This window comes from Caproicibacterium amylolyticum, from assembly GCF_014467055.1.
GTDB lineage: Bacteria > Bacillota > Clostridia > Oscillospirales > Acutalibacteraceae > Caproicibacterium > Caproicibacterium amylolyticum.
Map to the genome: position 1 here is coordinate 943242 of NZ_CP060696.1, position 24440 is coordinate 967681.

General features: G+C 44.4%; 25 protein-coding genes and 2 tRNA genes. 20 read left to right on the top strand and 7 right to left on the bottom strand.

Going from position 1 to position 24440, the window contains the following annotated elements:
* Positions 1 to 37: 37 nt before the first annotated feature.
* The 17 genes from H6X83_RS04315 to cptIN all read left to right on the top strand — a co-directional run bounded on the left by H6X83_RS04315 (position 38) and on the right by cptIN (position 14941).
* The gene (locus tag H6X83_RS04315; RefSeq protein ID WP_212507929.1) at positions 38 to 1297 is read left to right on the top strand and encodes a saccharopine dehydrogenase family protein; all 1260 of its coding nucleotides are present in this window, start codon (positions 38 to 40) and stop codon (positions 1295 to 1297) included.
* On the top strand, positions 1297 to 2535 hold the full coding sequence (gene nspC, locus H6X83_RS04320; RefSeq protein ID WP_212507930.1) for a carboxynorspermidine decarboxylase: 1239 nt from the start codon (positions 1297 to 1299) through the stop codon (positions 2533 to 2535). Before H6X83_RS04315 ends, nspC begins: the two co-directional genes overlap by 1 nt.
* A 472-nt stretch (positions 2536 to 3007) precedes the next feature.
* The gene (locus tag H6X83_RS14680; protein ID WP_281391052.1) at positions 3008 to 3133 is read left to right on the top strand and encodes a hypothetical protein; all 126 of its coding nucleotides are present in this window, start codon (positions 3008 to 3010) and stop codon (positions 3131 to 3133) included.
* Between the two features lie 217 nt (positions 3134 to 3350).
* A complete protein-coding gene (locus H6X83_RS04325; protein ID WP_212507931.1) occupies positions 3351 to 4715 on the top strand; it encodes a 5-bromo-4-chloroindolyl phosphate hydrolysis family protein in 1365 nt (454 codons plus the stop codon).
* 17 nt (positions 4716 to 4732) lie between these two features.
* Positions 4733 to 5257, top strand: coding sequence for a VOC family protein (locus H6X83_RS04330; RefSeq protein ID WP_425489201.1), 525 nt, complete (start codon positions 4733 to 4735; stop codon positions 5255 to 5257).
* A gap of 23 nt (positions 5258 to 5280) precedes the next feature.
* Positions 5281 to 6414, top strand: coding sequence for a toxic anion resistance protein (locus tag H6X83_RS04335; protein WP_212507932.1), 1134 nt, complete (start codon positions 5281 to 5283; stop codon positions 6412 to 6414).
* 48 nt (positions 6415 to 6462) lie between these two features.
* The gene (metA, locus tag H6X83_RS04340) at positions 6463 to 7407 is read left to right on the top strand and encodes a homoserine O-acetyltransferase MetA (protein WP_212507933.1); all 945 of its coding nucleotides are present in this window, start codon (positions 6463 to 6465) and stop codon (positions 7405 to 7407) included.
* A 12-nt stretch (positions 7408 to 7419) separates the two neighbouring features.
* Positions 7420 to 7839: a GNAT family N-acetyltransferase gene (locus H6X83_RS04345; RefSeq protein WP_212507934.1), complete on the top strand. Its 420-nt coding sequence runs from the start codon at positions 7420 to 7422 to the stop codon at positions 7837 to 7839.
* Positions 7836 to 8333, top strand: coding sequence for a flavodoxin family protein (locus tag H6X83_RS04350; protein ID WP_212507935.1), 498 nt, complete (start codon positions 7836 to 7838; stop codon positions 8331 to 8333). Before H6X83_RS04345 ends, H6X83_RS04350 begins: the two co-directional genes overlap by 4 nt.
* A gap of 106 nt (positions 8334 to 8439) precedes the next feature.
* Positions 8440 to 8515: transfer RNA gene (locus tag H6X83_RS04355), tRNA-Thr, on the top strand.
* A gap of 36 nt (positions 8516 to 8551) precedes the next feature.
* Positions 8552 to 8635, top strand: a tRNA-Tyr gene (locus H6X83_RS04360).
* 904 nt (positions 8636 to 9539) lie between these two features.
* Complete coding sequence (locus H6X83_RS04365; protein ID WP_212507936.1) at positions 9540 to 9734, top strand: hypothetical protein; 195 nt, start codon at positions 9540 to 9542, stop codon at positions 9732 to 9734.
* A gap of 96 nt (positions 9735 to 9830) precedes the next feature.
* Entirely contained in the window at positions 9831 to 10667 is an 837-nt protein-coding gene (locus H6X83_RS04370) for a DNA adenine methylase (RefSeq protein WP_212507937.1), read from the top strand.
* A complete protein-coding gene (locus H6X83_RS04375; RefSeq protein ID WP_212507938.1) occupies positions 10660 to 11964 on the top strand; it encodes a type II restriction enzyme in 1305 nt (434 codons plus the stop codon). Before H6X83_RS04370 ends, H6X83_RS04375 begins: the two co-directional genes overlap by 8 nt.
* Positions 11965 to 12411: 447 nt before the next feature.
* Positions 12412 to 13035, top strand: a complete 624-nt coding sequence (locus H6X83_RS04380; protein ID WP_212507939.1) for a type III toxin-antitoxin system ToxN/AbiQ family toxin — start codon at positions 12412 to 12414, stop codon at positions 13033 to 13035.
* 290 nt (positions 13036 to 13325) lie between these two features.
* On the top strand, positions 13326 to 14066 hold the full coding sequence (locus tag H6X83_RS04385; RefSeq protein ID WP_212507940.1) for a PBECR4 domain-containing protein: 741 nt from the start codon (positions 13326 to 13328) through the stop codon (positions 14064 to 14066).
* A gap of 257 nt (positions 14067 to 14323) precedes the next feature.
* On the top strand, positions 14324 to 14941 hold the full coding sequence (cptIN, locus tag H6X83_RS04390; protein WP_212507941.1) for a type III toxin-antitoxin system CptIN family toxin: 618 nt from the start codon (positions 14324 to 14326) through the stop codon (positions 14939 to 14941).
* Between the two features lie 79 nt (positions 14942 to 15020).
* Here cptIN and H6X83_RS04395 read toward each other — a convergent pair whose 3' ends face one another.
* Positions 15021 to 15908: a tyrosine-type recombinase/integrase gene (locus H6X83_RS04395; protein WP_212507942.1), complete on the bottom strand. Its 888-nt coding sequence runs from the start codon at positions 15906 to 15908 to the stop codon at positions 15021 to 15023.
* A gap of 264 nt (positions 15909 to 16172) precedes the next feature.
* Between H6X83_RS04395 and dinB the strand changes: the two genes are divergently transcribed.
* Genes dinB through H6X83_RS04410 form a run of 3 tightly spaced genes read left to right on the top strand, consistent with a single transcriptional unit; the run spans position 16173 to position 18263 of the window.
* A complete protein-coding gene (gene dinB, locus H6X83_RS04400; protein WP_212507943.1) occupies positions 16173 to 17411 on the top strand; it encodes a DNA polymerase IV in 1239 nt (412 codons plus the stop codon).
* A 14-nt stretch (positions 17412 to 17425) separates the two neighbouring features.
* Positions 17426 to 17674: a hypothetical protein gene (locus H6X83_RS04405; protein ID WP_212507944.1), complete on the top strand. Its 249-nt coding sequence runs from the start codon at positions 17426 to 17428 to the stop codon at positions 17672 to 17674.
* A gap of 13 nt (positions 17675 to 17687) precedes the next feature.
* Complete coding sequence (locus H6X83_RS04410; RefSeq protein ID WP_212507945.1) at positions 17688 to 18263, top strand: SOS response-associated peptidase; 576 nt, start codon at positions 17688 to 17690, stop codon at positions 18261 to 18263.
* A 51-nt stretch (positions 18264 to 18314) separates the two neighbouring features.
* Here the strand turns inward: H6X83_RS04410 and H6X83_RS04415 are convergent, their stop codons facing one another.
* From H6X83_RS04415 to H6X83_RS04440, 6 genes are all read right to left on the bottom strand, one after another.
* Positions 18315 to 19121, bottom strand: a complete 807-nt coding sequence (locus H6X83_RS04415) for an NYN domain-containing protein (protein WP_212507946.1) — start codon at positions 19119 to 19121, stop codon at positions 18315 to 18317.
* A gap of 62 nt (positions 19122 to 19183) precedes the next feature.
* Positions 19184 to 20358 (bottom strand): IS3 family transposase gene (locus H6X83_RS04420; RefSeq protein WP_425489202.1). Its coding sequence is split into 2 segments (ribosomal slippage): positions 19184 to 20116 and positions 20119 to 20358, totalling 1173 coding nucleotides; the frame shifts between segments, so codons are not numbered across the junction.
* Positions 20359 to 20478: 120 nt separating this feature from the next.
* On the bottom strand, positions 20479 to 21528 hold the full coding sequence (locus tag H6X83_RS04425) for a RelA/SpoT domain-containing protein (protein WP_246419510.1): 1050 nt from the start codon (positions 21526 to 21528) through the stop codon (positions 20479 to 20481).
* Between the two features lie 367 nt (positions 21529 to 21895).
* Complete coding sequence (locus H6X83_RS04430; protein ID WP_212507948.1) at positions 21896 to 22789, bottom strand: helix-turn-helix domain-containing protein; 894 nt, start codon at positions 22787 to 22789, stop codon at positions 21896 to 21898.
* A gap of 188 nt (positions 22790 to 22977) precedes the next feature.
* The gene (locus H6X83_RS04435) at positions 22978 to 23169 is read right to left on the bottom strand and encodes an AbrB/MazE/SpoVT family DNA-binding domain-containing protein (protein WP_212507949.1); all 192 of its coding nucleotides are present in this window, start codon (positions 23167 to 23169) and stop codon (positions 22978 to 22980) included.
* 18 nt (positions 23170 to 23187) lie between these two features.
* Positions 23188 to 24426 carry a toprim domain-containing protein gene (locus tag H6X83_RS04440; protein WP_212507950.1) on the bottom strand — a complete coding sequence of 413 codons (1239 nt, stop codon included), beginning with the start codon at positions 24424 to 24426 and terminating at the stop codon, positions 23188 to 23190.
* Between the last annotated feature and the right edge of the window lie 14 nt (positions 24427 to 24440).

Sequence of the window (24440 nt, forward strand, 5' to 3'; positions counted from 1 at the left end):
ATATCTATAAACTATAAAAAGAAAAGGAAAAATCAAAATGAGCAAAGTCTTAGTTATCGGTTGCGGCGGAGTTGCCGCAGTTGCCATTCGGAAGTGCTGTCAGGTCAGCGAGGTGTTTTCGGAGCTGTGCATTGCCAGCAGAACCCAGTCCAAGTGCGACACACTGGCCCGGGCGTTGGAGGGAAAGACCGCGACCAAAATCACTACGGCCCGGGTAGACGCTGACAATGTGCAGGAAGTAATCGATTTGATCAACAATTTCAAACCTGATCTTGTTATGAACATTGCGCTGCCTTACCAAGATCTGACCATTATGGATGCCTGCCTTGCCTGTGGTGTCAACTATATGGATACCGCCAACTACGAACCGGAAGATACGGACGATCCCGAATGGCGCGCAATCTACGAGAAGCGCTGTAAAGATGCCGGGTTCTCTGCGTATTTCGACTATAGCTGGCAGTGGGCTTATCGTGAGAAATTTGAAAAGGCAGGTCTGACCGCTTTGCTGGGCTGCGGCTTTGACCCCGGCGTGACTCAGGCGTACTGCGCCTATGCAAAGAAGCATGAGTTTGATACCATTGAGACCATTGATATTCTGGATTGCAACGGCGGCGATCACGGCTATCCCTTTGCTACCAACTTCAATCCCGAAGTCAATCTGCGTGAGGTGTCTGCTCCCGGCAGTTATTGGGAAAACGGCCATTGGGTAGAAATTCCTGCCATGAGCATAAAACGGGAATACAATTTTGACTGTGTGGGTAATAAGGATATGTATCTGCTCCACCATGAAGAGATTGAGTCTTTGGCGCAGAACATTCCTGAGGTCAAACGAATCCGTTTCTTTATGACCTTTGGACAGAGCTATCTGACCCACATGAAGTGCTTGGAAAATGTGGGTATGCTGTCGACCACCCCCATCCAGTTCGATGGACAGGCGATTGTACCCATCAAGTTTCTCAAGGCTTTGCTGCCGGATCCCGCCAGCCTGGGTCCCCGCACCCACGGAAAAACCAACATTGGCTGTATTTTCACTGGTAAAAAAGACGGTAAGGACAAATCCTACTACATCTACAATGTCTGCGACCACCAGGAGTGTTATCGAGAGGTGGAAAGTCAGGCTATCAGCTACACCACCGGTGTTCCCGCTATGTGCGGTGCGTTGATGCTGCTGACTGGCCAGTGGAGCAAGCCCGGTGTTTATACTGTGGAGGAGTTCAATCCGGATCCCTACCTGGATGCTTTGGACAAATATGGTCTGCCCCACAGGGAAAAGCAGAACCCTGTTTTGGTGGATTGATGAGCGGCGAAGTGAAAACCAGAGCTGCCTTTCGCTCCCTTAAAGGTAAATCCCCAAACGAACTGTTTGGGGATTTACCCACTCCCTGCTACATCATTGATGAGGCAGCTTTGCGCCGCAACGGGGAGATCCTTTCCTCGGTAATGCGCCGTACCGGGTGTAAAATTCTTCTGGCCCAAAAAGCATTTTGCAACTATGATTTATATCCGCTGCTTTCTCAATATTTGTCTGGAACAGAAGCTAGCGGGCTTTATGAAGCAAGGCTTGGAAAAGAAAATATGCCCCAAGGAGAAGTGCATGTTTTTTGCGGTGCATATCGGGATGATGAATTTGCGCAGCTGCTGGATTATACCGATCATATTGTGTTCAATTCACCTCGGCAACTGGAAAAGTTCGGTAAATGGGCAAAGGACTGCGGAAAGAGTGTCGGATTGCGTATCAATCCGGAATGCTCTACACAGGACGGCCGCGAGATTTACGATCCCTGTGCTCAAGGAAGCAGACTGGGAACAACCCGTTCTGTCTGGGACAAGCAAATGACAGATGGGCTGATTTCACTGTTGGACGGCCTGCATTTTCACACACTTTGTGAGCAGAATGCCGATGCGCTGGAAGCTAGCATTTTCGCAGTAGAGGAAAAGTTTGGCGACATTTTATCCCGTATGAAGTGGCTGAACATGGGCGGCGGACACCATATTACCAAAGAGGGTTATGATGTTTCGCGCCTGGAAAAATGGATTATTTACGCTCAAGAAAAATGGGGTCTGCAGGTCTATCTGGAGCCGGGTGAGGCGGTAGCACTCAATGCCGGTTATTTAGCTTGCCGTGTACTGGATATTGTGGAAAATGGTGCCGCCCGTATTGCAATTTTGGATGCAAGTGCCGCCTGCCATATGCCGGATGTGATTGAAATGCCCTACACACCGCCTTTATATGGAGCCATTTCTGATTCAACAGGTGAAAATCACTATCGGCTGGGCGGGCCGTCCTGTCTTTCAGGCGATGTGATTGGTGACTACAGCTTCAACCATGTGCTGCGTGAGGGGGACTTACTCCTTTTTGGCGATATGGCAATTTACACCACATGCAAAAACAACACTTTTAATGGAATGCCTCTGCCAAATATCTGGAGAAGATCTGAGAACGGTCAGCTTGAGATTCTCACGAATTTCGGATATGAAGATTTTAAAATGCGCCTAGGGAAAAATTCTTCGGTCATCAGGGAAAAGAATCTTTAAGATGCGGTAGGAGTACTTGAGCTCTGAAAATTATTTATTATACTTTGCTTCTAATGAGTGATAGACCCCGTAAGGACGCACTTCTATGCAATGGTATTGTGCGTCCTGTGCAAAACAGCCCGGACTGATGAAGTCCGGGCTGTTTTGCCGCCACCTGCCATTTCTCGGAGTTGCTTTTTATTGTATTGAGAGGAGAGTAATGAAAAAGAGTGTTATGAAAATCCCCAAGTCGGGGAACTTGTAGGCGCTTGCCGTGCAGGAAAGCACGGCGAAAAAGAGGAGAAAGATTATGAAAAAGAGTGTTATGAAAATCCCCAAGTCGGGGAACTTGTAGGCGCTTGCCGTGCGGGAGAGCACGGCGAAAAAGGGAGGAGAAAGATTATGAAAAAGAGTTAATATGAAATCCCCAAGTCGGGGAACTTGTAAGCGTTTGCCGTGCAGGAAAGCACGGCGAAAAAGGGAGGAGTTATTTATGAAAAGTCCTTATTCCAAGGAGCTTGCAGATTGTTTGTGCGCTTGCCGCTTCGGTAATCCGTCTGTACGGCGGTTGGCACAGGATTGTGATTCCTTCGGAACTCTTGTGTTCCTCTTGGAATGATTAAAGTATAGAAAAAGTTTATGTACGAAGTTTTAATGGGATCCGAAGATTCAGTAAAGCTTAAGTGAAGGGTTTGTGAAGTTTTGCTTCTTTATTTGCGGCTTTTGGAATTTTCTTTGCGCAGGTGTTTGAGAAGTTGTTATTTTCAATTTATTGCGGTATAATGGGAAAAAACATCTGACCCATAAAAGAAGTTAAAAACCCTTTGGAGGAAATCATGGGGAATTCTCACTTTAACAGAAAAATCGGCAGAGCTGTGCGGGATGCGGTACGCTCCGGCCGTTTTGAGGATATTGGCCGTGTTGTAGGGGATACCATGCATGAGGTTGCGGATGAGGTAAACGAAACCTTTGGCGGGCAGCAGCCCACAGGGCATCATCCGCCGCACCCTTATGCACCGGATGGGCAGCAGAATGGTGGATACTATGGTTACACAACGCAAACGCCGCCGCAGCAGGGGCAGCAGGCTCCGCCGCCAGAGGACCCAAACGGCTTCGTTCCACCGGAGGAACAGCCCGGCTATGTTCCGCCACAGGGACGGCCAATGTACCGTGACCCTGCTGCGTGGAAGCCAAGGCACAGCCGCAGCCGTACCCGGCACAACCCATCTGTGCGCGGACTGCCTGGCAGTGTTTCGGGTACGCTCTGCTCGGTACTTGGCACGATTATTGGTGTGCCGATGCTGATTGCAGATGTAGTGCTTGTGGCAACAGCCGCAGCCAGCGGAATCGCACTGCAGACCTTTATTATAGATGGGGCGCTTATGGCACCAATTACACTGGTATCCTTTGGCTGTGCGGGTTACGGAGGCCGTTTGCGCCGTCGGGTGCGCCGCTTTAGCCGCTATCAGGCAGCGCTGGGCGGTGCGGCGTTTGGCCGGGTTGCACAGCTGGCGGAAACTGCCGGTGAAACACCGGCCCGCACAGTGAAAGACCTGAAAAAAATGATAACGGTCGGGGTATATCCCAACGGCCATTTTAACCAGGATGAAACTTGCTTCATGATTGATGATGAAACTTATCAGGAATACTTGGATGCGGAAAAAAGCCATTTGGTGAAAGAGCAAGCTGCCCGTGCGGAGGAAGAAAAAAAGAAAGCAGACCCCAAAAGCGCAGAGTTGGAAGCAGTTCGCCGCGAGGGAAACGAGTATCTGCTGGAAATCCGTGCAGCAAATGATGAAATCCCCGATGAGGTTGTTTCCGGCAAGCTGTACCAGCTGGAAAATGTAACAGGACGTATTTTTCAGTGTGTAGAGCAGCATCCGGCAAAGTTGCCGGATATCCGTAAATTCATGCGGTATTACCTGCCGACTACCTTGAAATTGGTCAAATCTTATCAGGAATTTGACAAACAGCCAGTGCAGGGTGAAAACATCCGCAAGGCAAAAGACGAAATCGAGCACGCGCTGGATACCATTAATACAGCGTTCGCAAATTTGCTGGACAGTTTGTTTGCAGATGACGCATTTGATGTTTCTACAGATATTTCTACGTTGGAAACAATGCTTAAGCAGGAGGGTCTGACCGGCAGTGACTTCAAACAGCCGCCGGAGGAAGAAGCTCCCGAAATCAAACTGAGTTAACTTGGAAAGGTGCGCTTATGGAGTGCCGAATCTATTCTTTATATTTATGTGTGAAAGATATGGAGCGTGCGGTTGCTTTTTATGAAGACTTTTTTGAGCAGCCTGCGGCAGTGAAAGACTCGGTTTACAGTGTCTTTGATATCCACGGCTTTCGGCTTGGTCTGTTTGCTTATGAAAAAATGCATGAGCCGCATACATTCGGTACCAGCTGTCTGCCCAGCATTTCGGTGGAGAGCAAAGAAGTACTTCAGTATAAACTGGAACAGCTGAAAGTTGTATTTCCAATTACAAAAATCGGTTCTAACTGGGTAGCGGAGTTTGCCGACAGTGAGGGCAATTCGATTGAACTGACTGCACCGGCAGAAAATGAGAAGGAAGCAGCAAAAGTTGCCGTATCCTGCCCTTGCAAAAGGACGAAATGTGAGCGTCGCGGGGACTGTGAAGCGTGCAGAGCGCATCATGCTGAAAAACATATGCGTACAGCCTGTGAACGTCTGCAGGAGAAGGCAGAGCGAAAACAGAGAAACAAGAAAAAATTGTGAAATAAATATCAGGGAGGACCATCATGAACGAAAATGAAATGCCTACGCTGGAACTTACCCTAGACCCCACCCCTGCGCCTGCCGCGCCGACACTTCAGACCGCACCGGCAAAGCCGGAAATGAATGTGGCGCAGGAGCCGCAGCTGACTCCGGCAGAGCAGAAGATGGTGAACGACTTTGCCGCGAAAATTGACCTGACAAACAGCGCGCAGGTGCTGCAGTACGGTGCAGGCGCACAGAAAAAGATGGCAGACTTTTCAGAAAGTGCGCTGGACAATGTGCGTACAAAAGACCTCGGTGAAGTGGGGCAGATGCTTTCCGGCGTGGTAACGGAACTGAAAAGCTTTGATGTCAGCGAAGAGGATAAGGGCTTTTTTGCGCGCTTTAAGCGAGCGGGCAACAAACTGACCGCCATGAAAGCCCGTTATGCCACAGCAGAAGCAAACGTGGACAAAATCTGTGATGCACTGGAAGCACATCAAGTGCAGCTGCTCAAGGATATTTCTACATTGGATAAAATGTACGATGTCAACAAGACTTACTTTAAAGAACTTTCCATGTATCTGTTGGCGGGCAAGCAGAGGCTCGCGCAGGTGCGTGCGGAGGATTTGCCGGCTTTGCAGCAGAAAGCCCAGCAAAGCGGTTTGCCGGAGGATGCGCAGGCGGCAAATGACCTTTCCAGCATGTGCAACCGCTTTGAAAAGAAACTGCATGATTTGGAACTGACCCGCATGGTTTCCATTCAGATGGCACCGCAGCTTCGCTTGGTGCAGAACAATGACCTGTTGATGAGTGATAAGATTCAATCCACCATTGTCAATACCATTCCACTTTGGAAGAGCCAGATGGTGCTGGCTCTCGGCGTGGAACATTCCGCACAGGCAGCGAAGGCCCAGCGAGAGGTAACAGATATGACGAATGAACTGCTGCGTAAAAATGCGGATACGCTCAAAATGGCGACGATTGACACACAGCGCGAGTCCGAGCGCGGCATTGTTGATATTGAAACACTGCAGCATACCAATGAAACTTTGATTTCCACTTTGGATGAAGTCATGCAGATTCAACAGGAAGGCCGCGAGAAGCGCGCCCAGGCGGAGCAGGAGCTTGGCAAGCTGGAAAGCGACCTGAAGAACAAGCTGCTGCAGCTGCGCTGATGTTTTGCCCGTCAAGAATTGTCCTAACCCAGTCAGGAGGCGTTCTTTTTGCCCATTAAAATACCAGATACCTTGCCGGCACGCGCTGTGCTGGAAAAAGAACATATTTTTGTGATGACCCACCGCCGCGCGCTGCATCAGGACATCCGTCCCCTGCGTATTGCGCTGGTGAATTTGATGCCGACAAAAATCACAACGGAAACACAGATTCTGCGCTGCCTTGCCAATACACCGCTGCAGATTGAAGTGGATTTGATACAGACAGTCACGCATAAGTCCAAAAACACACCGGAAGATCATTTGCTCAATTTTTACGAGACATTTGATGATATTAAGAACCGCGTGTATGACGGCTGCATTATTACCGGTGCGCCGGTTGAACTCATGGACTATGAGCAGGTGGACTACTGGCCGGAACTGTGCCGCATTTTTGAGTGGACCAAAACGAATGTACACTCTACTTTTCACATCTGCTGGGCAGCACAGGCGGGGCTGTATTATCACTATGGTGTTCCAAAGTACATTCTGCCGCAGAAAGTTTTCGGCGTTTTTCCGCATCACGCACTGAAAAAAAAATCCCGGCTGTTCCGCGGTTTTGACGATGTTTACTGGGTACCGCATTCCCGCCAGACCGAGGTACGCGCTGAAGATATCGAAAAGGTTCCGCAGCTTCGGATTATGTCTGTTTCTCCGGAGGTCGGTGTACACATTGTCAGCGATCAGGAAGGCCGCCAGTACTTCGTAATGGGACATTCGGAGTATGATGTGGATACTTTGGGAACGGAGTACCGCAGAGATTTGGAAAAAGGTGTGCCGATTGCAATGCCAAAGCATTATTATCCCGGCAATGACCCTTCACGCGCGCCGGTCAACAACTGGCGTGCCACCGGACAGCTGCTGTATACGAACTGGCTTAATTACTTTGTATACCAGACAACACCGTTTGACTTGAGTGCGCTTGGCAACGATTCGCTGGACTGCGCTATGCTGTAAAGGAAAAAAGTTTTGATTATATTTGATGAAAATAAGAAATACACGAAAGAAGAACTACGCCGTTTATACGCAAGTGTGCAGTGGGAATCCGCACAGTATCCAGAGTCCCTCCAGAAAGCAATCGCTGGCTCTGATACGGCCTTTTCTGCACGGCAGGAGGATGGAACGCTTGTTGGTTTGGTAAATGTGCTGGATGACGGCGCAATGACTGCCTATATTCATTACCTGCTGGTTGATCCGTCAGTGCAGGGGCAGGGTGTTGGCCGCAGATTAATGCAGCTGGTGCTGGAAAAATACAAAGGCTATTATCGTGTTCTGCTGCTGGCTTACGCTGATAAGCGGCGCTTTTATGAGTCCTGCGGATTGACAGCGGAGGCCAATGAAGTCCCAATGTCCTGTATTCATGTGAACTTTGAGGAGGAGCATTCATGAAAGCAGCAGTTCTCTATTTCAGCAAGGGTGGCCATACAAAGAAGATGGCAGAAGCAGTTGCCGAAGGAATGCGCATGGTTGCGGGTGTACAGGCGGAGATTTTTCCACTGGACAGTATTGATGCGGAATTCTTGAAAGAAAGTAAGGCGGTAGTGTTTGGTACGCCGACTTATTATGCCAATACCTGCTGGCAGGTAAAAAAGTGGTTTGATGAGTCCTGGGAAACAGACCTTTCCGGCAAACTGGGCGGTGCCTTTGCTACTGCGGACTATGCGCAGGGTGGTGCGGATGTTGCCCTACAGACTGTGCTTTCTCATTTGCTGGTAAAAGGAATGCTGGTGTACTCCGGCGGTTCCGCACTGGGGCAGCCATACATTCATCTGGGGCCGGTTTGTAGCAAGGAAACCTTTGAGCAAAGCAGGCCGCTGTATGTAACTTTTGGGGAGCGAATTGCGCAAAAAGCGCAGGAACTTTTTGCTAAACAAAAAAGTTGAAAAAATTGTAGAAAACACTTGACAAAACAGAAGAGTGTCTGTATAATATATACTTGTCAGTCAGAGATAAGACAGAGCGTTAGGGTACATCTCAAGCGCTGTATAAGCTGGCATAGCTCAGTTGGTAGAGCAGCTGATTTGTAATCAGCAGGTCGTGAGTTCGAGTCTCTCTGCCAGCTCCAATCTGACTGAAAAATGCGGCCTGCGGGTCGCCATACGGAGGAGTTCCCGAGCGGTCAAAGGGGGCAGACTGTAAATCTGTTGCTTCGGCTTCGATGGTCCGAATCCATCCTCCTCCACCAAACGTTGATAATGAGGCGAGTTGCGGTTGCAACTGGCCTTGTTATCATAAACGGATATGCTTAACATTGTAAGATGCTAAACACATCCGTTTATGATAACCTTTGCGGTGCCGTTTACACCGCAAAGAAAATTATCATAAACTTTTAAGTCTTGCATACGAGCATGGCGAATGCTTGTCCATTGCCGGTGATCAGCCGGACAGTCCTTTCAGGGCGCACACAATGCGGTGATGCGTTCAATGTGCAAGTATCATTGTTCCTTCCGGGATTGTTGCCGCTGACAGCTAATGTCAGTTGGTGGGAGTTGTGGCTCGCTTCAATACAGGTCATGGCCGCCCACAGGCTCTGCGCTCTCACTGTCGTGTCCTCACGGTACACGTTGACGTTTGCGCGCCGGACAGGGATTAAGATACACAAGACTTTTGGGTTTTCAAGGTTCGGTTGATTTTGAAGCAAAAAAAGAAACGGCTTCCATTCTCCTACGCCAAAGGTTAGAATGAAAGTCGCTTGACAAATGTATGAAGTTAACGCTATAATACTAGCGAGTAACTGCATTTCACAAGTCATAACGGTTCTCTGTAAACCTTTATGGCGCATGGTTGCTGAACGTCTGGTAAACGTACAGTAGCCTATGGATTGCATATCCAATTTCTGCTTACTTCGCCATAATACCATATTATGGTGTAGAAATCAAGTAGGAATTTTCCAACCGCCTGAAAAGGCGGTTTTTTTCTGCTCATTTTCTTTTCGCTTACCTAATTTCTGTATTTATTATAGCATGAGTACCCACATTATTCAATTGATTATTCCTCCAAAAAACTGCTGGGAAATTTGTACAGTATATGAGTACCCACACTTTCAGAAAAGTGATATGCTTATATAAAAATGGGGGAATACTATGAAAATGAGCGAAGAACAACGTCTTGTATCTCAACGAAAAGCTGTGGACAAATATCACGCAAAGCTGGATGATGTGAAAGTACGCTTCAAGAAAGGCTCCAGGGATGCTGTGCGCGCCTATGCAGTTGCGCACGGCTACAATTCTTTGCAGGATTATATCAAGCAGTTGGTGAAGGCCGACTCCGGCATTGAGGTTTAAGTGCGACAATTTGTCGGACAGGATAAATTACCTTATTCTATTGTGATTGATTTGCCTTTATGATAAAATAGAATTCTGCAAAAGGGGGCATAATTTATGAAAAAAAATAAACTGGTAGCCCCTGTTTTAAAGTGGGCTGGCGGAAAGCGGCAATTATTAAGTACATTTCAGCCGTTGCTGCCCAAACGAATCACCGCATACTGCGAGCCTTTTGTAGGTGGCGGTGCATTGCTTTTCCATTTACAGCCCAATGTAGCGTATGTAAATGATATAAACAGTGACTTGATCGGTGTTTATACGGTTATCCAGAACAATGTTGAGCAATTAATTTCTATCCTTTCTGCTTTCAAAAATGAAGCGGAAGAATTTTATGCAGTCAGAGATTGGGACAGGGACAGGGACAAATACGATTCCCTTTCAGAAACCGAAAAGGCTGCACGAATTCTGTATCTGAACAAAACGTGTTACAATGGTCTGTATCGTGTAAACAATGCAGGCGAATTCAATTCTCCTTTTGGAAATTATCGTAATCCAAATATTGTAAACGCACCAGTGCTGCGTGCAGTTAGCAAATATTTAAATACCGCAGAGTTACATTTGTCTGCTCACGATTATGTGGAAACAGTGCAAGCACTTCCCAGAGGCGCGTTCGTTTATCTGGATCCACCATATGATCCGGTTTCTGTAACTTCAAACTTCACCGGATATGCCAAAGGAGGTTTTTCCCGTGAGGAGCAGATTCGGCTGCGTGAAACTTGTGATGCTTTAACCGCCCGTGGCATTAAATTCATGCTCTCAAATTCTGCTACTGAATTTATTCTAGACCAGTATGCCGATTATCATATTACGATTGTAAAAGCAAAGCGATCCATAAATTCCGTGGCTGCAAGGCGCGGTGACGTGGATGAAGTGGTGGTAAGGAATTATGAGTAAAAAACCGCAGGATAAAGGTTTGACAGAACTTGCATGGGAACGGCTTTTTGCAAAATACGAGATTCTGAAACGTATTGAAGGAAATGGGAAATTTCAGATTTCTGCTGCACAAATCAAAGAATTTCGTGAACCTCGACTGATGGCCAAATTTGATCATACTGTCAATTTGCCTAAGATTTTTGCAGAAAATGACTTAGCGATTCTTCCAATTACCCGTGGTGACTATGTAATTTCTCATTTTGACGCATATCATCGTTTTGAGCCGGATGTTGCCGAAATTACTAGGGCTTCTTTGCCTACATACGTCCAGAGTTTGGATTGCAACAATGTTTTGAGTGAAACAGTCGCCTTAAACTGTGCAGTTGCGGCGGGAATCGTTACAGAATTTTTAGAAGATGAAGCAATCCTCTCTACCGTATCAGGACGAATGGGCTCTGGAAATTTCACCTTCACTATTTCAAACACGTCGCAAAAGACAGCAAATAGAATTGAAGTACATAATTCGCAGATAGAAATTGATGCCGCTTTTGAGGGTATCAGCAGTTTATCGCTTTTTGAAGCAAAGCGGGATCTGTCTGAGGATTTCTTGGTCAGACAGCTTTACTATCCATTTCGAGTCTGGAAAAGCCGTGTTACAAAACCTGTTCGCCCAATTTTTTTAGTTTATTCTAATGGTATTTACAGACTGTATGAGTATTGCTTCGAGGAACCGACAAATTACAGTTCTTTAATGTTGTTAAAGCAAAAAAATTACAGTATTGAAGATACAGAATTGACCATTGCCGATATTCAATCTGTGCTGTACACAACTGCAACGGATCCAGCAGAACCAGCAATCGCATTTCCCCAGGCTGATTCATTTGAGCGCGTTATCAATTTATGCGAACTGCTTAGTGAGCAAGAAATGAGTCGCGGGAAAGTTACAGAAGAGTATGCCTTCAATGTAAGACAGACCAATTATTACACTGACGCGGGGCGTTATTTGGGGCTTCTTGGCAAGACAGTGAAAGAGGGAAGCCCACATTATAAGTTAACAGACAAAGGAAAGCAAATTTTGCAAATGCATTTCAAACAGCGGCAATTAGCTTTTTGCAAGTTGATTTTGTCACATCAAGTTTTCCACTTAACATTGGAACAATATTTTAAGAGCGGCGTAATGCCCTCAAAAAATCAAATCGTACTGATTATGAAACAATCTAATTTATACAACGTTCATAGCGATGTTACTTTTGAACGTCGTTCTTCCACTATTAGAGGATGGGTGAATTGGATTGTTGAACTTGCCAACGAGGAATGAGATGTCTCATTTTCAAGTATGCTACATTAATCCAGCCAGCAAATAAGGTACGACAAATTGTCGGACTTATCACCGCAGCTGTGAATTGTTGGGTAAAATCTGCATATAATAAATTAGTACAGCACTTATGCCATAAGTTAAAACACTTGACTTTTAGGATGTCTGTGGTATATTGTAGTTGTACAGATTTTATAAAGTGGTTTCCTGATTAACCTAAAGCAGGGCGATTAAAGCGGTTTCCTGTCCAGCCAAAACAGGAGTTATGGAGATGAAAATCTCTGTAATGAAAAGCGTTTCGCGGCTTTGACGGCGACTCATTTATGAAAAGCGTTTCGCGGCTTTGACGGCGACTCATTTATGAAAAGCGTTTCGCGGCTTTGACGGCGACTCATAATGTGGAGGGGGGCGAGCAATCGCTCCCCTTTCTTTTGAGGTGGAAGAATTAATATGACAACTTTAAGATTTTATACAATGGATTATCAGTATGTACAGTATCTTCAAAAAGCTGAACTGGAAAAGCGTGGCTTTTCTCATGTTCCAAATATGGATTATGGAAAAGACAGAAAAGATAAGTTCCTGTGCGGCATCGTGCTGCATATTAATAACACAGATTATTACGTTCCGGTTTCTTCTTACAAGCTGCAAAAGCCGGACAATCTGCTGATTCATGCTCAAAATGGAGCTGTGACAAGTTCACTACGCTTCAACTATATGTTTCCCATACCGAAAGAATATATCTTCCCATATGACTTCAACAATTTGAGTAACGGTACATATAAGCGTTTAGTAATGCAGGAATGGAATTTTTGTAATGCTCATCGGGAGAAGATTTATGCGTTAGCTGAACGTACATATCGACGGGTTTTGCTTGGCAAAGATAAAGGGCTTGTTGCCAATAGCTGTGATTTTTTGTATTTGGAGCAAAAATGCCGTGAATATGAGCAAGTAAAGCAGCTTCAGGAACCATTAACTTTGGATAGGGAACTGGCGGCGGCCAAAGAGCAGGCCGACCGGCAGAACGCAGGTCATACGCCACCGATGCAGAAGCAGGCACCGAGATTGGAAAAGTAAGTGCGACAATTTGTCGGACTGATTAACTCAAAAATAGTTGACATATTTACAGCTAAAGTGTATTATAATAGTAACAAGGCAGACACAGTCTGCTTGGTGGGCTGACACCTAAAATCCGAAAGTTTTGCCGGACGAATGTGCCGGACTGTTGGCAGGCAACGTAATAAACCTGAAGCTTTGCCGGACGAATGTGCCGGGCTGTTGGCGGACAACGTAATAAATCAGCCACAAAGGGAGAGTATGTTGCACTACGGTGCTTCTGCTCTCCCTTTAAATTTATGGGGGAAGCAATGGACAATAAATTCGTTTTAAATGCGATATACAAAAATGCAATCCAGTATCATAATAATCTCGAAGGTAAAAATATATTATTCGTTTTTGGCTCACGAGAAAATACAAATTTTATTGAAACATCATTTTTGAAAAAACATTTTTTACATTTAACCGGTGTCAAGTTGACAAACGGGATGAGTGCCACATTGTTTTATAAGCGCTGTCTAAGCAACCAGATAAGCCCTAATGATTTTCAAACGGATTTTAAGGTGAAGTTGAAACTGGATGTACTGCCGCAGGTAATGAAAATTTATAAGAATGCGAAAATGTGTGGCGATTTCGATGGTAACAGACTTAAACTACATACAGACAAAATTATTGGTAACGTAACAGCATCTATTGGCTTCGTAAAAGACGGTAATTACTATGTTCCAAACACTGTTCTTGAGGAAGACATACGAAAAGTGACGATACATCCGCAGCAGCGCATTCTTGCAATTTTTAGAAAGCCTGTAAAGCAGAAGACGTATACTGAATTGTGTTACCTAGCCAATAATATACCGAAGGAAGCACTGATACTGCCTAATGAAGTTACTGTTAAGCTTGATGTACCCGACCTGGGTGAAGCTACGCTTTATCAAGAACCTGAATCTCAGAAACTAAGTGATATGATAGATCAGGCAAAGAAGCAGGCTCAGCAGTATAATGCTGAACAGGAGAAAGGGCATACCCGGAACCATTCTGAACTGGAACGATAAGGTGCGACAAATTGTCGGACTTATAAATTTGACTCACATTTCAAGTTGTTGACATATTTTTGTGACAAGCGTATAATAATAATGCAAGAGGGGTAACCCTTAAAATGTTTACCGCTACCCGATATGCGGCGTAATAAAATGGTCGGGATCAAGATGTTTACCGCTACCCGATATGCGGCGTAATAAAATGGTCGGGACTAAAATTGTGGCGGGATTCTGCTTAAAAGCAGAGTCCCGTTTTTTATGAGGTGAGAAAAATGCTTGCTGGTGAGTTTTGCTTTATCAACAATCAATATTATAAGGACTTTCCAGATCAAAATTTAATGCGAAATAAAGAAGCAACAGACGGAAAATTACATAATCGCCCCTGCTTCTTTTGTTTTTCTGATTCTATCAATGCGGATATATATTGGCTTGTACCTGCATCATCTAGATATGATAAGTACAAGGGAATTTATGATAAGAAGGTTCAAAGATATGGTCATTGTAAAACCATAGTTCTTGGAGAATTGCTTGGTAAACCAGCAGCATTCCTTATCCAGAATATGTGCCCTATAACGCCGAAATATATTAGTGAAACATATTTTAATAAAAATCACATCCCGGTTAGAATGGATTACAAGTTTACATCCGCTATTATTAAAAATGCACATGATGTACTCAGAATGGTTTCACTTGGCAATCAACGCATTGTATTTCCTGATATAATGTCAATATACAAGGGGCTTGAACGACAATTGAAGCTAGAAAAATCTATTCAGCAAGAGTCGCAGTCGCTTACAGCCCGCTTGTTGACCGCAAAAAATCAAGCCGAATATTTGAATTCTGAACGTATGGGGAAGATTCATAGAGAGCATGATGAACCGGAAAAGTAAGGTGCGACAATTTGTCGCACTTGCAACGAAAGAGGCAGCAGTCTCACTCAATAATGAGTGGAACTGCTGCCTCTTTTATTCAAAATGGGTCGTGAATGTTGTCCAGCATATCCATCTGTTCTTGTAAAAACTTTGTGTCAGGGGAACAGTAACGCTGCATCGTGAATGCAACGCTTTCATGGCCAAGTATCCGTGACAAAGCTTTTACATTCATTCCATCTTCCAGCGCCCGAGTTGCAAACGTGTGTCGGTAAACATGGGTAGTCAAAAAATTAACGCCGGTTTCTCGCCGCAGTCGCAAATAGAGCTTATGAAGGACACTTGGAGTGATGGGTGTTCCATACCGCTCAGAGTGAAATATAGCATTGTCACGGCTGCTTTTTGGTTGAATCAAAATAATGCGCATTGCCTCTTTACGCAAAGGAACTTGCCGAATTCCAGCAGGCGTTTTGCTTTTGCGTATAAAAATTGTTCGTTCCTTGCGTTTAAAGTCAGGCCAATCTAAATTGCAGAGTTCTTCCGCTCTGAGACCGGTAAGTAAGAAAAAAAGCGCAATATATCCGAGATATGTATGCTGTGCTGCTTCTTCAACCACTTGTTGCTCGGTGCGTGTAAGTGCCCGTACTGTTTTTTGTGATGCACGTTCAGGAATACGGAGCTTTCCAATGGTCTGCGAATGAAAAGCAGGTACTTCGCTTGCAACCACGGAGGACTCATGGAAAATAGTTCGCAATGAGTTCAGAGTTGACTTGGAATACTTATCAGCAAGTTGATTGATGACTTTTTGTGCATAAAGGCCATTCATTTTTTGAAGAGGAAGCTGACTTAACTCTGGACAATCTCGTTTGAGAATGTTCAAAACGGCCCGGTACGACTGACAGGTCTTTTCCGCAAGGCTCGGCTGCACATAAGTTGTGAGCCACTGATCCATCCAGTCAAATGTAGTAATGTTTTCATCAATATTCATGTTCATACCTCCAAAAGTAGATTATTTCCACCATATGAAAATTAAATATACATGTCAACTAAAATCTTAAAAATGCTGTTCTATCTCAGAAAAAGAAAAAAGTGTCCTTCCAAACTGCTGATAATTTGGAAGGACACTTTTTCTGCGACAAATTGTCGCACTGATTTTTTATATTATCTGAATTTACCATTGTTATTTTCAAACGCTTGTTCTATAATATAATCATACGTTCAAATATAAGCACATTTATTCGGCGGTGATGATATGGAACGAGTAATCTTGCACAGTGACTGCAACTGCTTTTATGCTTCGGTGGAATGTCTGTACCATCCGGAACTGCGCGATAAGCCAGTAGCGGTTGGCGGCGATGTGGAGCACCGGCACGGAATCATCCTTACAAAGAATTACATTGCCAAAAAATATGGGGTCAAGACAGGAGAAGCACTGTGGCAGGCAAAACAAAAATGTCCTGACTTAGTGATTCTGCCGCCGAACTATTCACGTTATCTGCGCTTTTCGCAGATGGCCCGTAAAATTTATCTGGACTACACAGACCAGGTGGAACCTTTCGGTCTGGATGAATGCTGGCTGGATATCACCGGCAGCAGCCGCAAAGGCGATGGTATGGCGATTGCGCAGGAAATCAGTGGCCGTATCAAATCTGAACTTGGAATTACCGTCAGTATTGGTGTCAGTTACAACAAAATTTTTGCAAAACTCGGCAGTGACTATAAAAAACCCGACGCAATCACAAGGATTGGTCGGGATAATTTTAAAGAGATTGCCTGGCCGCTGGATGCCGGAGATTTGCTGTATGTGGGTCATGCAACGCAGCGCAAGCTGACAGCGTATGGTGTACACACAATAGGAGATATTGCAAGTACGCCGGAATATTTGCTTAAAAGTTGGTTTGGAAAGTGGGGCAGCGTCCTTTATTGTTTTGCGAATGGACACGATATTTCCCCAGTGGCAAAGTATGATGATACTGTGTCAATCAAAAGTATTGGAAACTCAACTACAACACCACGCGATCTGACCTGCGACGAGGATGCAAAGATTATCCTGTATGTTCTGGCAGATAGTGTGGCGCGCCGTCTGCGGCAGCAGGGGCTGAAAGGCCGGGTGGTCGGAATCAGCGTACGGGATAATGGCCTTTGCAGTTTTACACGGCAACATAAGCTGCAGAACTACACCAACATTACAAAGGAAATCGCACAGGCTGGATTGGAGCTGTTCCGCCAAAATTATCACTGGCAGCAGCCGGTGCGCAGCTTAGGCATCAGCATTTCTGATTTAACAGGCGATTCCGTATCCACACAAACAGATCTATTCTCTGATGAAACCCAGCGGGAGCGGAAAGAACATTTGGACAGCGCAATGGATTGGCTCAAACAACGATTTGGTACGCACGTAGTGCAGCCCGCCATATTACTCAAAGACCAGCAGCTTTCGGGCCTTGACCCGATTCATGATAACACGATTCACCCAGTAGGATACTTTTGATTGGAGGTACGGGAATGCCCTGTAAGCGTTATGTTGAAATGGTCGTCAAGTATACTGAAGAAGGCAAAATTGAGCCACTGGCGGTACACTGGGGGCCTGGACAACTGTTTGAAATCGACAGGATACTAGATGTACGCCCGGCAGCAAGCCTAAAAGCAGGCGGCGCAGGTATTCGCTATACCTGCCGGATACAAGGTCATGAAAAATACTTATGGCTGGAAGAAAACCGCTGGTTTGTCGAGGCAAAACAAGATATACTATGATCGGGTGATAAAAATGTGCGGAAGATATACGCTATTTGACAACACAAATTCCGAGGAAATTCGGCAGATTCTTAATATCCTGCAGAAGAAGCAGGGTGGGCTGATCCGGACCGGAGAAATTTTCCCGACAAATAAAGCTCCGGCACTTGTCCTTGAAAATAACAAGGTACAGCCGGAGCTTATCACTTGGGGATTCCCATCTTTTCAGGGCAAAGGCGTTATCATTAACGCCAGAGGAGAAACGTTGCAGGAAAAGAAAATGTTTCGTACCCCATTTATTTCAGGCCGGTGCGTTATTCCATCCACAGGCTTTTACGAGTGGTCACACGACAGCCAAAAGCAGAAGTATCTGTTCAACGTGCCTGCAACGTCAGCACTCTATATGGCAGGGCTGTACGCACGCTTTGACAGCGAATACCGGTTTGTGATTGTCACGGTTGCAGCCAATGCGGATATGCAGCCGATACACAACCGTATGCCGCTGGTATTGACGCACGACGGTGTTAGCCGATGGATACGGAATCAGGAACAGGCGGTTCGTTTGCTGACCGGCGCGCTGCCTGCACTGGTGAGGGCGGCTGCGGAATAATCGGATGCCAAGTTTAAACATAATGGGAAGTTCATTAGAATCATAAATGATTCATTTGCACTTATATGCAACGATAGTAACGGTGCCTTTTCCTCGATATTTTTTCATATCGTAATTCTGCGGATATGCTTCAATTAATTTTGGCAGCTTTGAATATCCATACGAGCGTACATCAAAATCAGGTTTTATTCTTTTAATATAAGTTCCAGCAGAACTAACATTTACATATTCATCATCATCTTGATATGTTTCCCACGCTTTTCGAAGAAGTGTGTGTACTATTTGTAAGTCAGTACTAGAATTTGCGTAGGTGTTCGCACTTTCTCCGCCATCATGAGAATCCATAGGTGCAGTAGCAATCATACCCGCAGGTTTCTCTGTCGATATACCTTGAGCAACGTTTTCATATTTGGATGATTGTGAAATATCTAAATTCTCTAAAAACACAAACTCATCACAGGAATTGCGAAAAGACTCTGGCGTTTTGTGTTCACCAACGCCGATTACGTATACTCCAGATTCATGCAACTTAATAGATAGGGGTGTATAATCACTGTCACTTGACACAATGACAAAGCCGTCATAAATTTTACTATTTAAAAGCTCTATGGCATCAATGACTAATGCCATATCAGTAGCATTTTTTCCGGCTACATAATCGAATTGTTGCTCAGCCTTTATTGCCAACCGTTTTATTTCATCTTCCCAGTTTTTGAGACTCTCCTTTTTCCAATTCCCATAGGCGCGTTTTACAACAATTCTGCCGTGCGTTGAAACATCCTGAAGTACTAATTCGAGCTTTTTTAACTGTGTGTTGTCCGCGTCAATTAGTACAACTATTTTTTCCAATGTAGTCATATTGCCCTCCTTTTAATTCATCGATTTATTATGTCACAATTTAGTTTCCAATTTTGTAATGATCAAGCATTTTTGTAACACAACTGTCTAAATTGATTCAATCCAAACCTTGCCTCATAGGGCGTTCGATAATCGTTGTACGAGTGTGGGCGAATCTGATTGTACCAAACATAAGCGTATTCTGAAACGGCATATGTCAATTCTTCATCGGTTCGGAAATTGAAGCGATTGATTAGTTCGGCCTTAAAAGTATTATAATAACGTTCCATCGGAGCATTGTCATAAGGACACCCCGCAGCGCTCATGCTCTGCACGATACCGTGTTTCTGACAATAACGGATAAATTGAATGGAAGTGAACTGGCTTCCCTGATCGGAATGCAATATCAAATTTTGGGGCTTCTTTTTCTGGGAATGAAGGGCTTTTTTGAGAGTCCTGATTGCTAAACCACTCGTAATCCATTTGCCGGTTTTACTTGCGACCACGCTGCGGTCGTATAAATCAATAATGGTACAGCTGTAACGCATGGAACCGTTCGTAAGAAAAACATATGTAAAGTCTGTACACCAGACTTGATTGGCTTTGTCGGCCACAAAGTTGCGGTTTAACAGGTTTGGAAAGATTTTGTGGGCGTGTCCTTTTTTGTACCCAGGCCGCTTACGGCGGCAGACACACTGCAGATGAAGCTCTTTGTTCATATATTTGTGAACCGTAGTTTTGCTCAAAAATATGTGTTCTCTTGCAAGAAAAACACGCATGCCCCTATGACCAAGGATTCCGCCAAATTCATGATAGATATCCTTTATTTTGCGGTAAATCTCGTTTTTTCTGGCATAATAGCTGGCTTTGGCTTGCTTTAAATAATTGTAGTATGCGTTTGGATAAATTCCCACTCGCTTTAACAGCCAACGAATCCCGAATTTTCTTTGATGTTTCTCGATAAATCGATATACCACTAATTGATTTCCTTCTCGAAGAATGCCGCTGCTTTTTTTAGAAAGTCATTTTCCTTTTCAGATTCTGCAAGCTTTTGGCGAAGTTGCCTGACTTCCTGCATTAATTCATTTTCGGTTTTTGTGGCATCATTTGTTTGGCATTCTTCACGGTAAGCACGAATCCAGTTTGAAACAGTGGCGTGACAGATTCCATATTCGGCAGCAAGACTGGTTATTGTGCGGCCATCCTGGATATGTAGTTTTACAACCTTCTTCTTTGTTTCCTCAGTAATCTTTTGCATAGCGTTCTCCTTTTCTAATAGATATTGTAATCCATTAGGCAGGAGTGTTACAAGTTCACTATACCACTACATAATGTTTATTTTAATAAATGCCCTGTTAGACTGCTATTTATAGACGACTTAATGTAAATATTCACTAACAATTTTAACAAATTCACTGATGTCCATAAAATAATTTGGATACGCAGCTTTTACGGTATTAAAGGAAGCTGTGCGAACAAGAACGACATCTATAGGTTTTCCTTCAGTTTCTTTCTCAAGATTGTTGTAAGCTAAGTTTGCTTGTTCTGCTTCGCTGGGTTTAAAGTAAGAAATTCTTAACCTTCGTATTTCGTAATTTAGGCGAAGTATGTAATAGCCCTTTTTGTCTAGTTTCTTTTCTGCTTCATGATCGATTGCTACACATATTGCACTTAGCATTTCCAATATATGAAAATCATCGTTTATTTGTTCAACTTCAGAAATTAGTTCTTTCTCATCTTCAATAGTTCCGGGAACAACTGGACAATGTTCTTTTATAGCAAATAATGACGAAATCAATACGAAAAATCTTTTTATATCATTAGATCCTTTTCCTGCCTTTAACGCTTGATGTGTAAATAAGCCCATCGTCTCCAATGCTGTGGCCCAAATATGTTGCAAATGTGTACGGAATTGCAATTCGATTAACATATTATTATTATAAATGTCCAGTCCACTAGTGTCGCTTTGAAATTTATAAATTAAATGAAGTGATCTGTAACCAGATGTTTTGGGGTTTCTAATATAATCATGTTCTCGCTTAAATATATGGCGAATTCGAGAATTCCTTAATTTTTCACTATAAGTATATACTTCGCTTAGCGTTGGAAATACAATTCTACACCCTCCAAGATCTTGCATCCTCGACAGCTTCATCCCTTGTTCTCTTTTAAGTTTATCAACAATTGAGTCCAACCGCTTCAAGCGTTCAGCAACAATTATATCATTACGTTTTTTTGCGATTCTACGTAGATTCATATAAAAGACATGAAGGGGGTACGCATGTGACGCGCGCCAATTGTCAATGATATCTGTGGCATTCGATATTTCGGCACTTGTTGCATCACTTTTTCGCATAATATCTCCAGCTGCATTGATTTCGCTTTTCTTATATAATGGTATTTTCCATCGAGGCTGACTAATATTCAATTGGGTTCTCCCTTCTCAAAAACCGCATACCGAGATTTTTGTTTTATGAAAAAATCATTATGATTTATATTATTTTGCATGTGGTGAACTTCCTGTTATTGCTATAAACCTGCTGCTGACCGAATTTCCTATAATTGCTATAATTTGAAATGCAGAGTCCAAAGCTCGGCATTGTGAAAAGCGCCACGAAGTGTCAAATAGTTCCTTGAAAAAACTATCTTCATTTATCATATACCGAAAGAAGTAAAAATGGAATATCTATACATAATAAACTTGTAAAAATTAACTGTAAATGTCGTACTATGTTCATACGGACATGTTTTTGCTTTTTGAAGCAAGAAAAACGCAACACAAATGTCATGAAAATTCATACTTTCCCATCGGTATTCAAAATTTTCGATAGCCAGTTGCGCCCTCTCTCAATAAACTTCGTTTTCCATTCAGGTTCTTTCTTTAAGGTTTTATTCTTTAGGGAAAGTGTTCTTGGGGTGACAACTGTGAAACCCTCCCCCGTGACAGAATCAGGTGAAATGGGGGAGTAGCATAGTGTGCGGTTTAACAAAAATGCAAACAGTAGCTTTGCTGCAGCAAGCTTCGGTCGACGAGCAAAGGGAAGGATTGTGTATAGATTGGATGCAGTGCCGTTGTCGCCGGTGATGGAATTGCGCGTCTGTGCCTGTATGCCCAGCAATCCCTTGTTGGCCAGCTTTTTTATGCAGCGATAAACTGTGGCTGTGCTGATTTCACAGCCAGCAGCGATTTCTCTTTTGGACAGAAAGCAGCTGCAGCCTTTTCCTGCACGGAGAGTTATGTAGTTGTACACTCTCAGTTCGCTGCCAGTAAGTTCAGAAAAATCAGCAGACTGCGCCCGGTACAGAATGTTTTTATCCACACAGCCTTTAGAGCCGTCTTTTGCTTCCTCACTAAAGTTACCCGCAGTAGTGCCGTTTGTTCCTTGTAGACTGATTTGCGGGTCGTCAATGACGGTGTACAGGTTTTCTTTTTGCCGGATAGCGTTGTCACCGACAAAGAACGCAAATTGAAACTTGCGTTTCAGTAGGCCCGCAGCGCATAGGTCATTGACAGCGCGGACAACGCTGCGCACGCTGATGCCGCATTTTACCGCAATCGTCTTGCGCTTTGGAAAGCAGGTGCGTGTTTTGTAGTCCGCGCAGGTCTGCAGATAGGACAGTACCTTGTAGGCCATGCTGCTGATGGTTACCTGGTAGGCGGCGGTAGAAGCTATGTAATATTTCTGCATAATAAATCCTCCATAATAATTTGAAATGATTGACAAATAGAGAAATACCGCCTATACTGAATTTGTTTAAGGGTTCAGTATGGGCGGTATTTCCGTTCAAACGAAAGCGCAGGTTTTACGGCCTGTGCTTTTTTATATTTCTGTGTAAAAAGGTGCTGCTCTTGCCTGGTAATAAAAAATCATTAGTTTCACTCCTTGCTCTGTGCCGGACGCACCAGCAGCCCTTCGTTTGTTCCAATTATTTCAACCAATGTGTTACTTCTCAGTTGAAACATTTTGCGAAACTCGGATGGGATTATCAATCGGCACTGCGTATCTAAATGCCGGGCGACACCGACAGCTTTTACGTGAATGACTCCTCCAATATCTGTACTTTCCATATTGTGATTCCTTTCATATTATAAAGACGGCCCGCCACGCTGCTGTGTGTGATGAATCACCGGTGCAGAGCGGGCGGGCTGCAGCTGCTGCGTAATGGCAGCAAGATTATTTCGGTAGTTTACCAGGACATCGTTCCAGTCGTTCAGGTTGGGCTTGTGGACGGATATGTGATACTTGCTTCCAAGTTCCTGACGAATACGGTCGGTTGCAAGCTGTCCGGCTGCAACATTGTGGCCATTTTCAGCAGTGTCCATATTCAATCCTGTGATGATGCTTTGTATTTGTGGGTGGTCTTGCAGAAATTGCTTGAGCGCATATGATGTACTGACCCCGCCGAGGGAAATCATCGGGCAGCTGACGCGCGGACTGTGCAGTTCCTTGCACATTGACCAATAACTCATGGCTTCAATCGGACTTTCAAAAACGCAGACAGTATTACTGTTTGCGTTTTCGTTTATCGTAAAGCCGTATTCTTTGTGTGAACCGGTTACGTCCACTTTATACTTGCCGGCCATGGCGCGCAGGGAAGCATAATAAGGCTGCTTTTGCGGGGTGTACCCAACCATAACTACATTCTGATAAGCAAGTGTCTGCTTGGAACGTACAAAATCATGCACAATGTGGGCTGGGATAGCAGAAACAATGTGTGCACCCTCCAGATTGCGGTTGTACAGCGTTATTTTCTGTAGCGGTACATCTTTGAACTTGTCTGCAAAGCGTTCCTTAACGGTGTACCAGGCTTGTCCGTGTCCGTCATAACCTGCAATGTCAAAATGAGCGTATGTAATGCCTTGATAGATTTTATTTTCTTTTTCCAGCTGACTGACCAGCTCATGGTCGATTCCCCGCGATTTCACTAAATAGGCGAACATTCGGCGGTAATTTGCTGCTTTCTCCGGCAGAATAAAAGGCTTCGGTTTTTCCAAGTCTTTTACTGACTGCTCGATTGCCTGACGCTTTGGTGCGGGCAGCTCCTGTGCACCGGCAAGCTCCAAAATTGCGTCCGTGTAGGAATAACCTTCGTACTCAATTAAAAAATCAAGTGCGCGGCCGCTTTTGCCCTGCGAGTTCCAGAACCAGGAGCCATCCGGTTTAAAAACCATGCTGTCATGTTCTTTCAGGTAATAGGAATTCCCAAGACGAACCAGGTTATAGTTATGTGAAAGCGCATATTCCAGCGCGTTGTTGTTTCGCAGTGCAGCTTCCTTTTCTTCATCCGTGTAGTACAATTTTCCGGTTTTTCGGCTGACAGCCATAGCGGTGTCCTCCT

Bases quoted from the DNA above. Each gene is read 5' to 3' on its own strand.
- cptIN (WP_212507941.1), top strand. From the start codon at position 14,324: ATGCTTGCTGGTGAGTTTTGCTTTATCAACAATCAATATTATAAGGAC.
- H6X83_RS04410 (WP_212507945.1), top strand. From the start codon at position 17,688: ATGTGCGGAAGATATACGCTATTTGACAACACAAATTCCGAGGAAATT.
- H6X83_RS04335 (WP_212507932.1), top strand. From the start codon at position 5,281: ATGAACGAAAATGAAATGCCTACGCTGGAACTTACCCTAGACCCCACC.
- nspC (WP_212507930.1), top strand. From the start codon at position 1,297: ATGAGCGGCGAAGTGAAAACCAGAGCTGCCTTTCGCTCCCTTAAAGGT.
- H6X83_RS04385 (WP_212507940.1), top strand. From the start codon at position 13,326: ATGGACAATAAATTCGTTTTAAATGCGATATACAAAAATGCAATCCAG.
- H6X83_RS04330 (WP_425489201.1), top strand. From the start codon at position 4,733: ATGGAGTGCCGAATCTATTCTTTATATTTATGTGTGAAAGATATGGAG.
- H6X83_RS04415 (WP_212507946.1), bottom strand. From the start codon at position 19,121: ATGACTACATTGGAAAAAATAGTTGTACTAATTGACGCGGACAACACA.
- H6X83_RS14680 (WP_281391052.1), top strand. From the start codon at position 3,008: ATGAAAAGTCCTTATTCCAAGGAGCTTGCAGATTGTTTGTGCGCTTGC.
- H6X83_RS04315 (WP_212507929.1), top strand. From the start codon at position 38: ATGAGCAAAGTCTTAGTTATCGGTTGCGGCGGAGTTGCCGCAGTTGCC.
- H6X83_RS04375 (WP_212507938.1), top strand. From the start codon at position 10,660: ATGAGTAAAAAACCGCAGGATAAAGGTTTGACAGAACTTGCATGGGAA.
- H6X83_RS04370 (WP_212507937.1), top strand. From the start codon at position 9,831: ATGAAAAAAAATAAACTGGTAGCCCCTGTTTTAAAGTGGGCTGGCGGA.
- H6X83_RS04380 (WP_212507939.1), top strand. From the start codon at position 12,412: ATGACAACTTTAAGATTTTATACAATGGATTATCAGTATGTACAGTAT.
- H6X83_RS04430 (WP_212507948.1), bottom strand. From the start codon at position 22,789: ATGCAGAAATATTACATAGCTTCTACCGCCGCCTACCAGGTAACCATC.
- H6X83_RS04435 (WP_212507949.1), bottom strand. From the start codon at position 23,169: ATGGAAAGTACAGATATTGGAGGAGTCATTCACGTAAAAGCTGTCGGT.
- H6X83_RS04405 (WP_212507944.1), top strand. From the start codon at position 17,426: ATGCCCTGTAAGCGTTATGTTGAAATGGTCGTCAAGTATACTGAAGAA.
- H6X83_RS04395 (WP_212507942.1), bottom strand. From the start codon at position 15,908: ATGAATATTGATGAAAACATTACTACATTTGACTGGATGGATCAGTGG.
- H6X83_RS04365 (WP_212507936.1), top strand. From the start codon at position 9,540: ATGAGCGAAGAACAACGTCTTGTATCTCAACGAAAAGCTGTGGACAAA.
- H6X83_RS04440 (WP_212507950.1), bottom strand. From the start codon at position 24,426: ATGGCTGTCAGCCGAAAAACCGGAAAATTGTACTACACGGATGAAGAA.
- H6X83_RS04350 (WP_212507935.1), top strand. From the start codon at position 7,836: ATGAAAGCAGCAGTTCTCTATTTCAGCAAGGGTGGCCATACAAAGAAG.
- H6X83_RS04325 (WP_212507931.1), top strand. From the start codon at position 3,351: ATGGGGAATTCTCACTTTAACAGAAAAATCGGCAGAGCTGTGCGGGAT.
- dinB (WP_212507943.1), top strand. From the start codon at position 16,173: ATGGAACGAGTAATCTTGCACAGTGACTGCAACTGCTTTTATGCTTCG.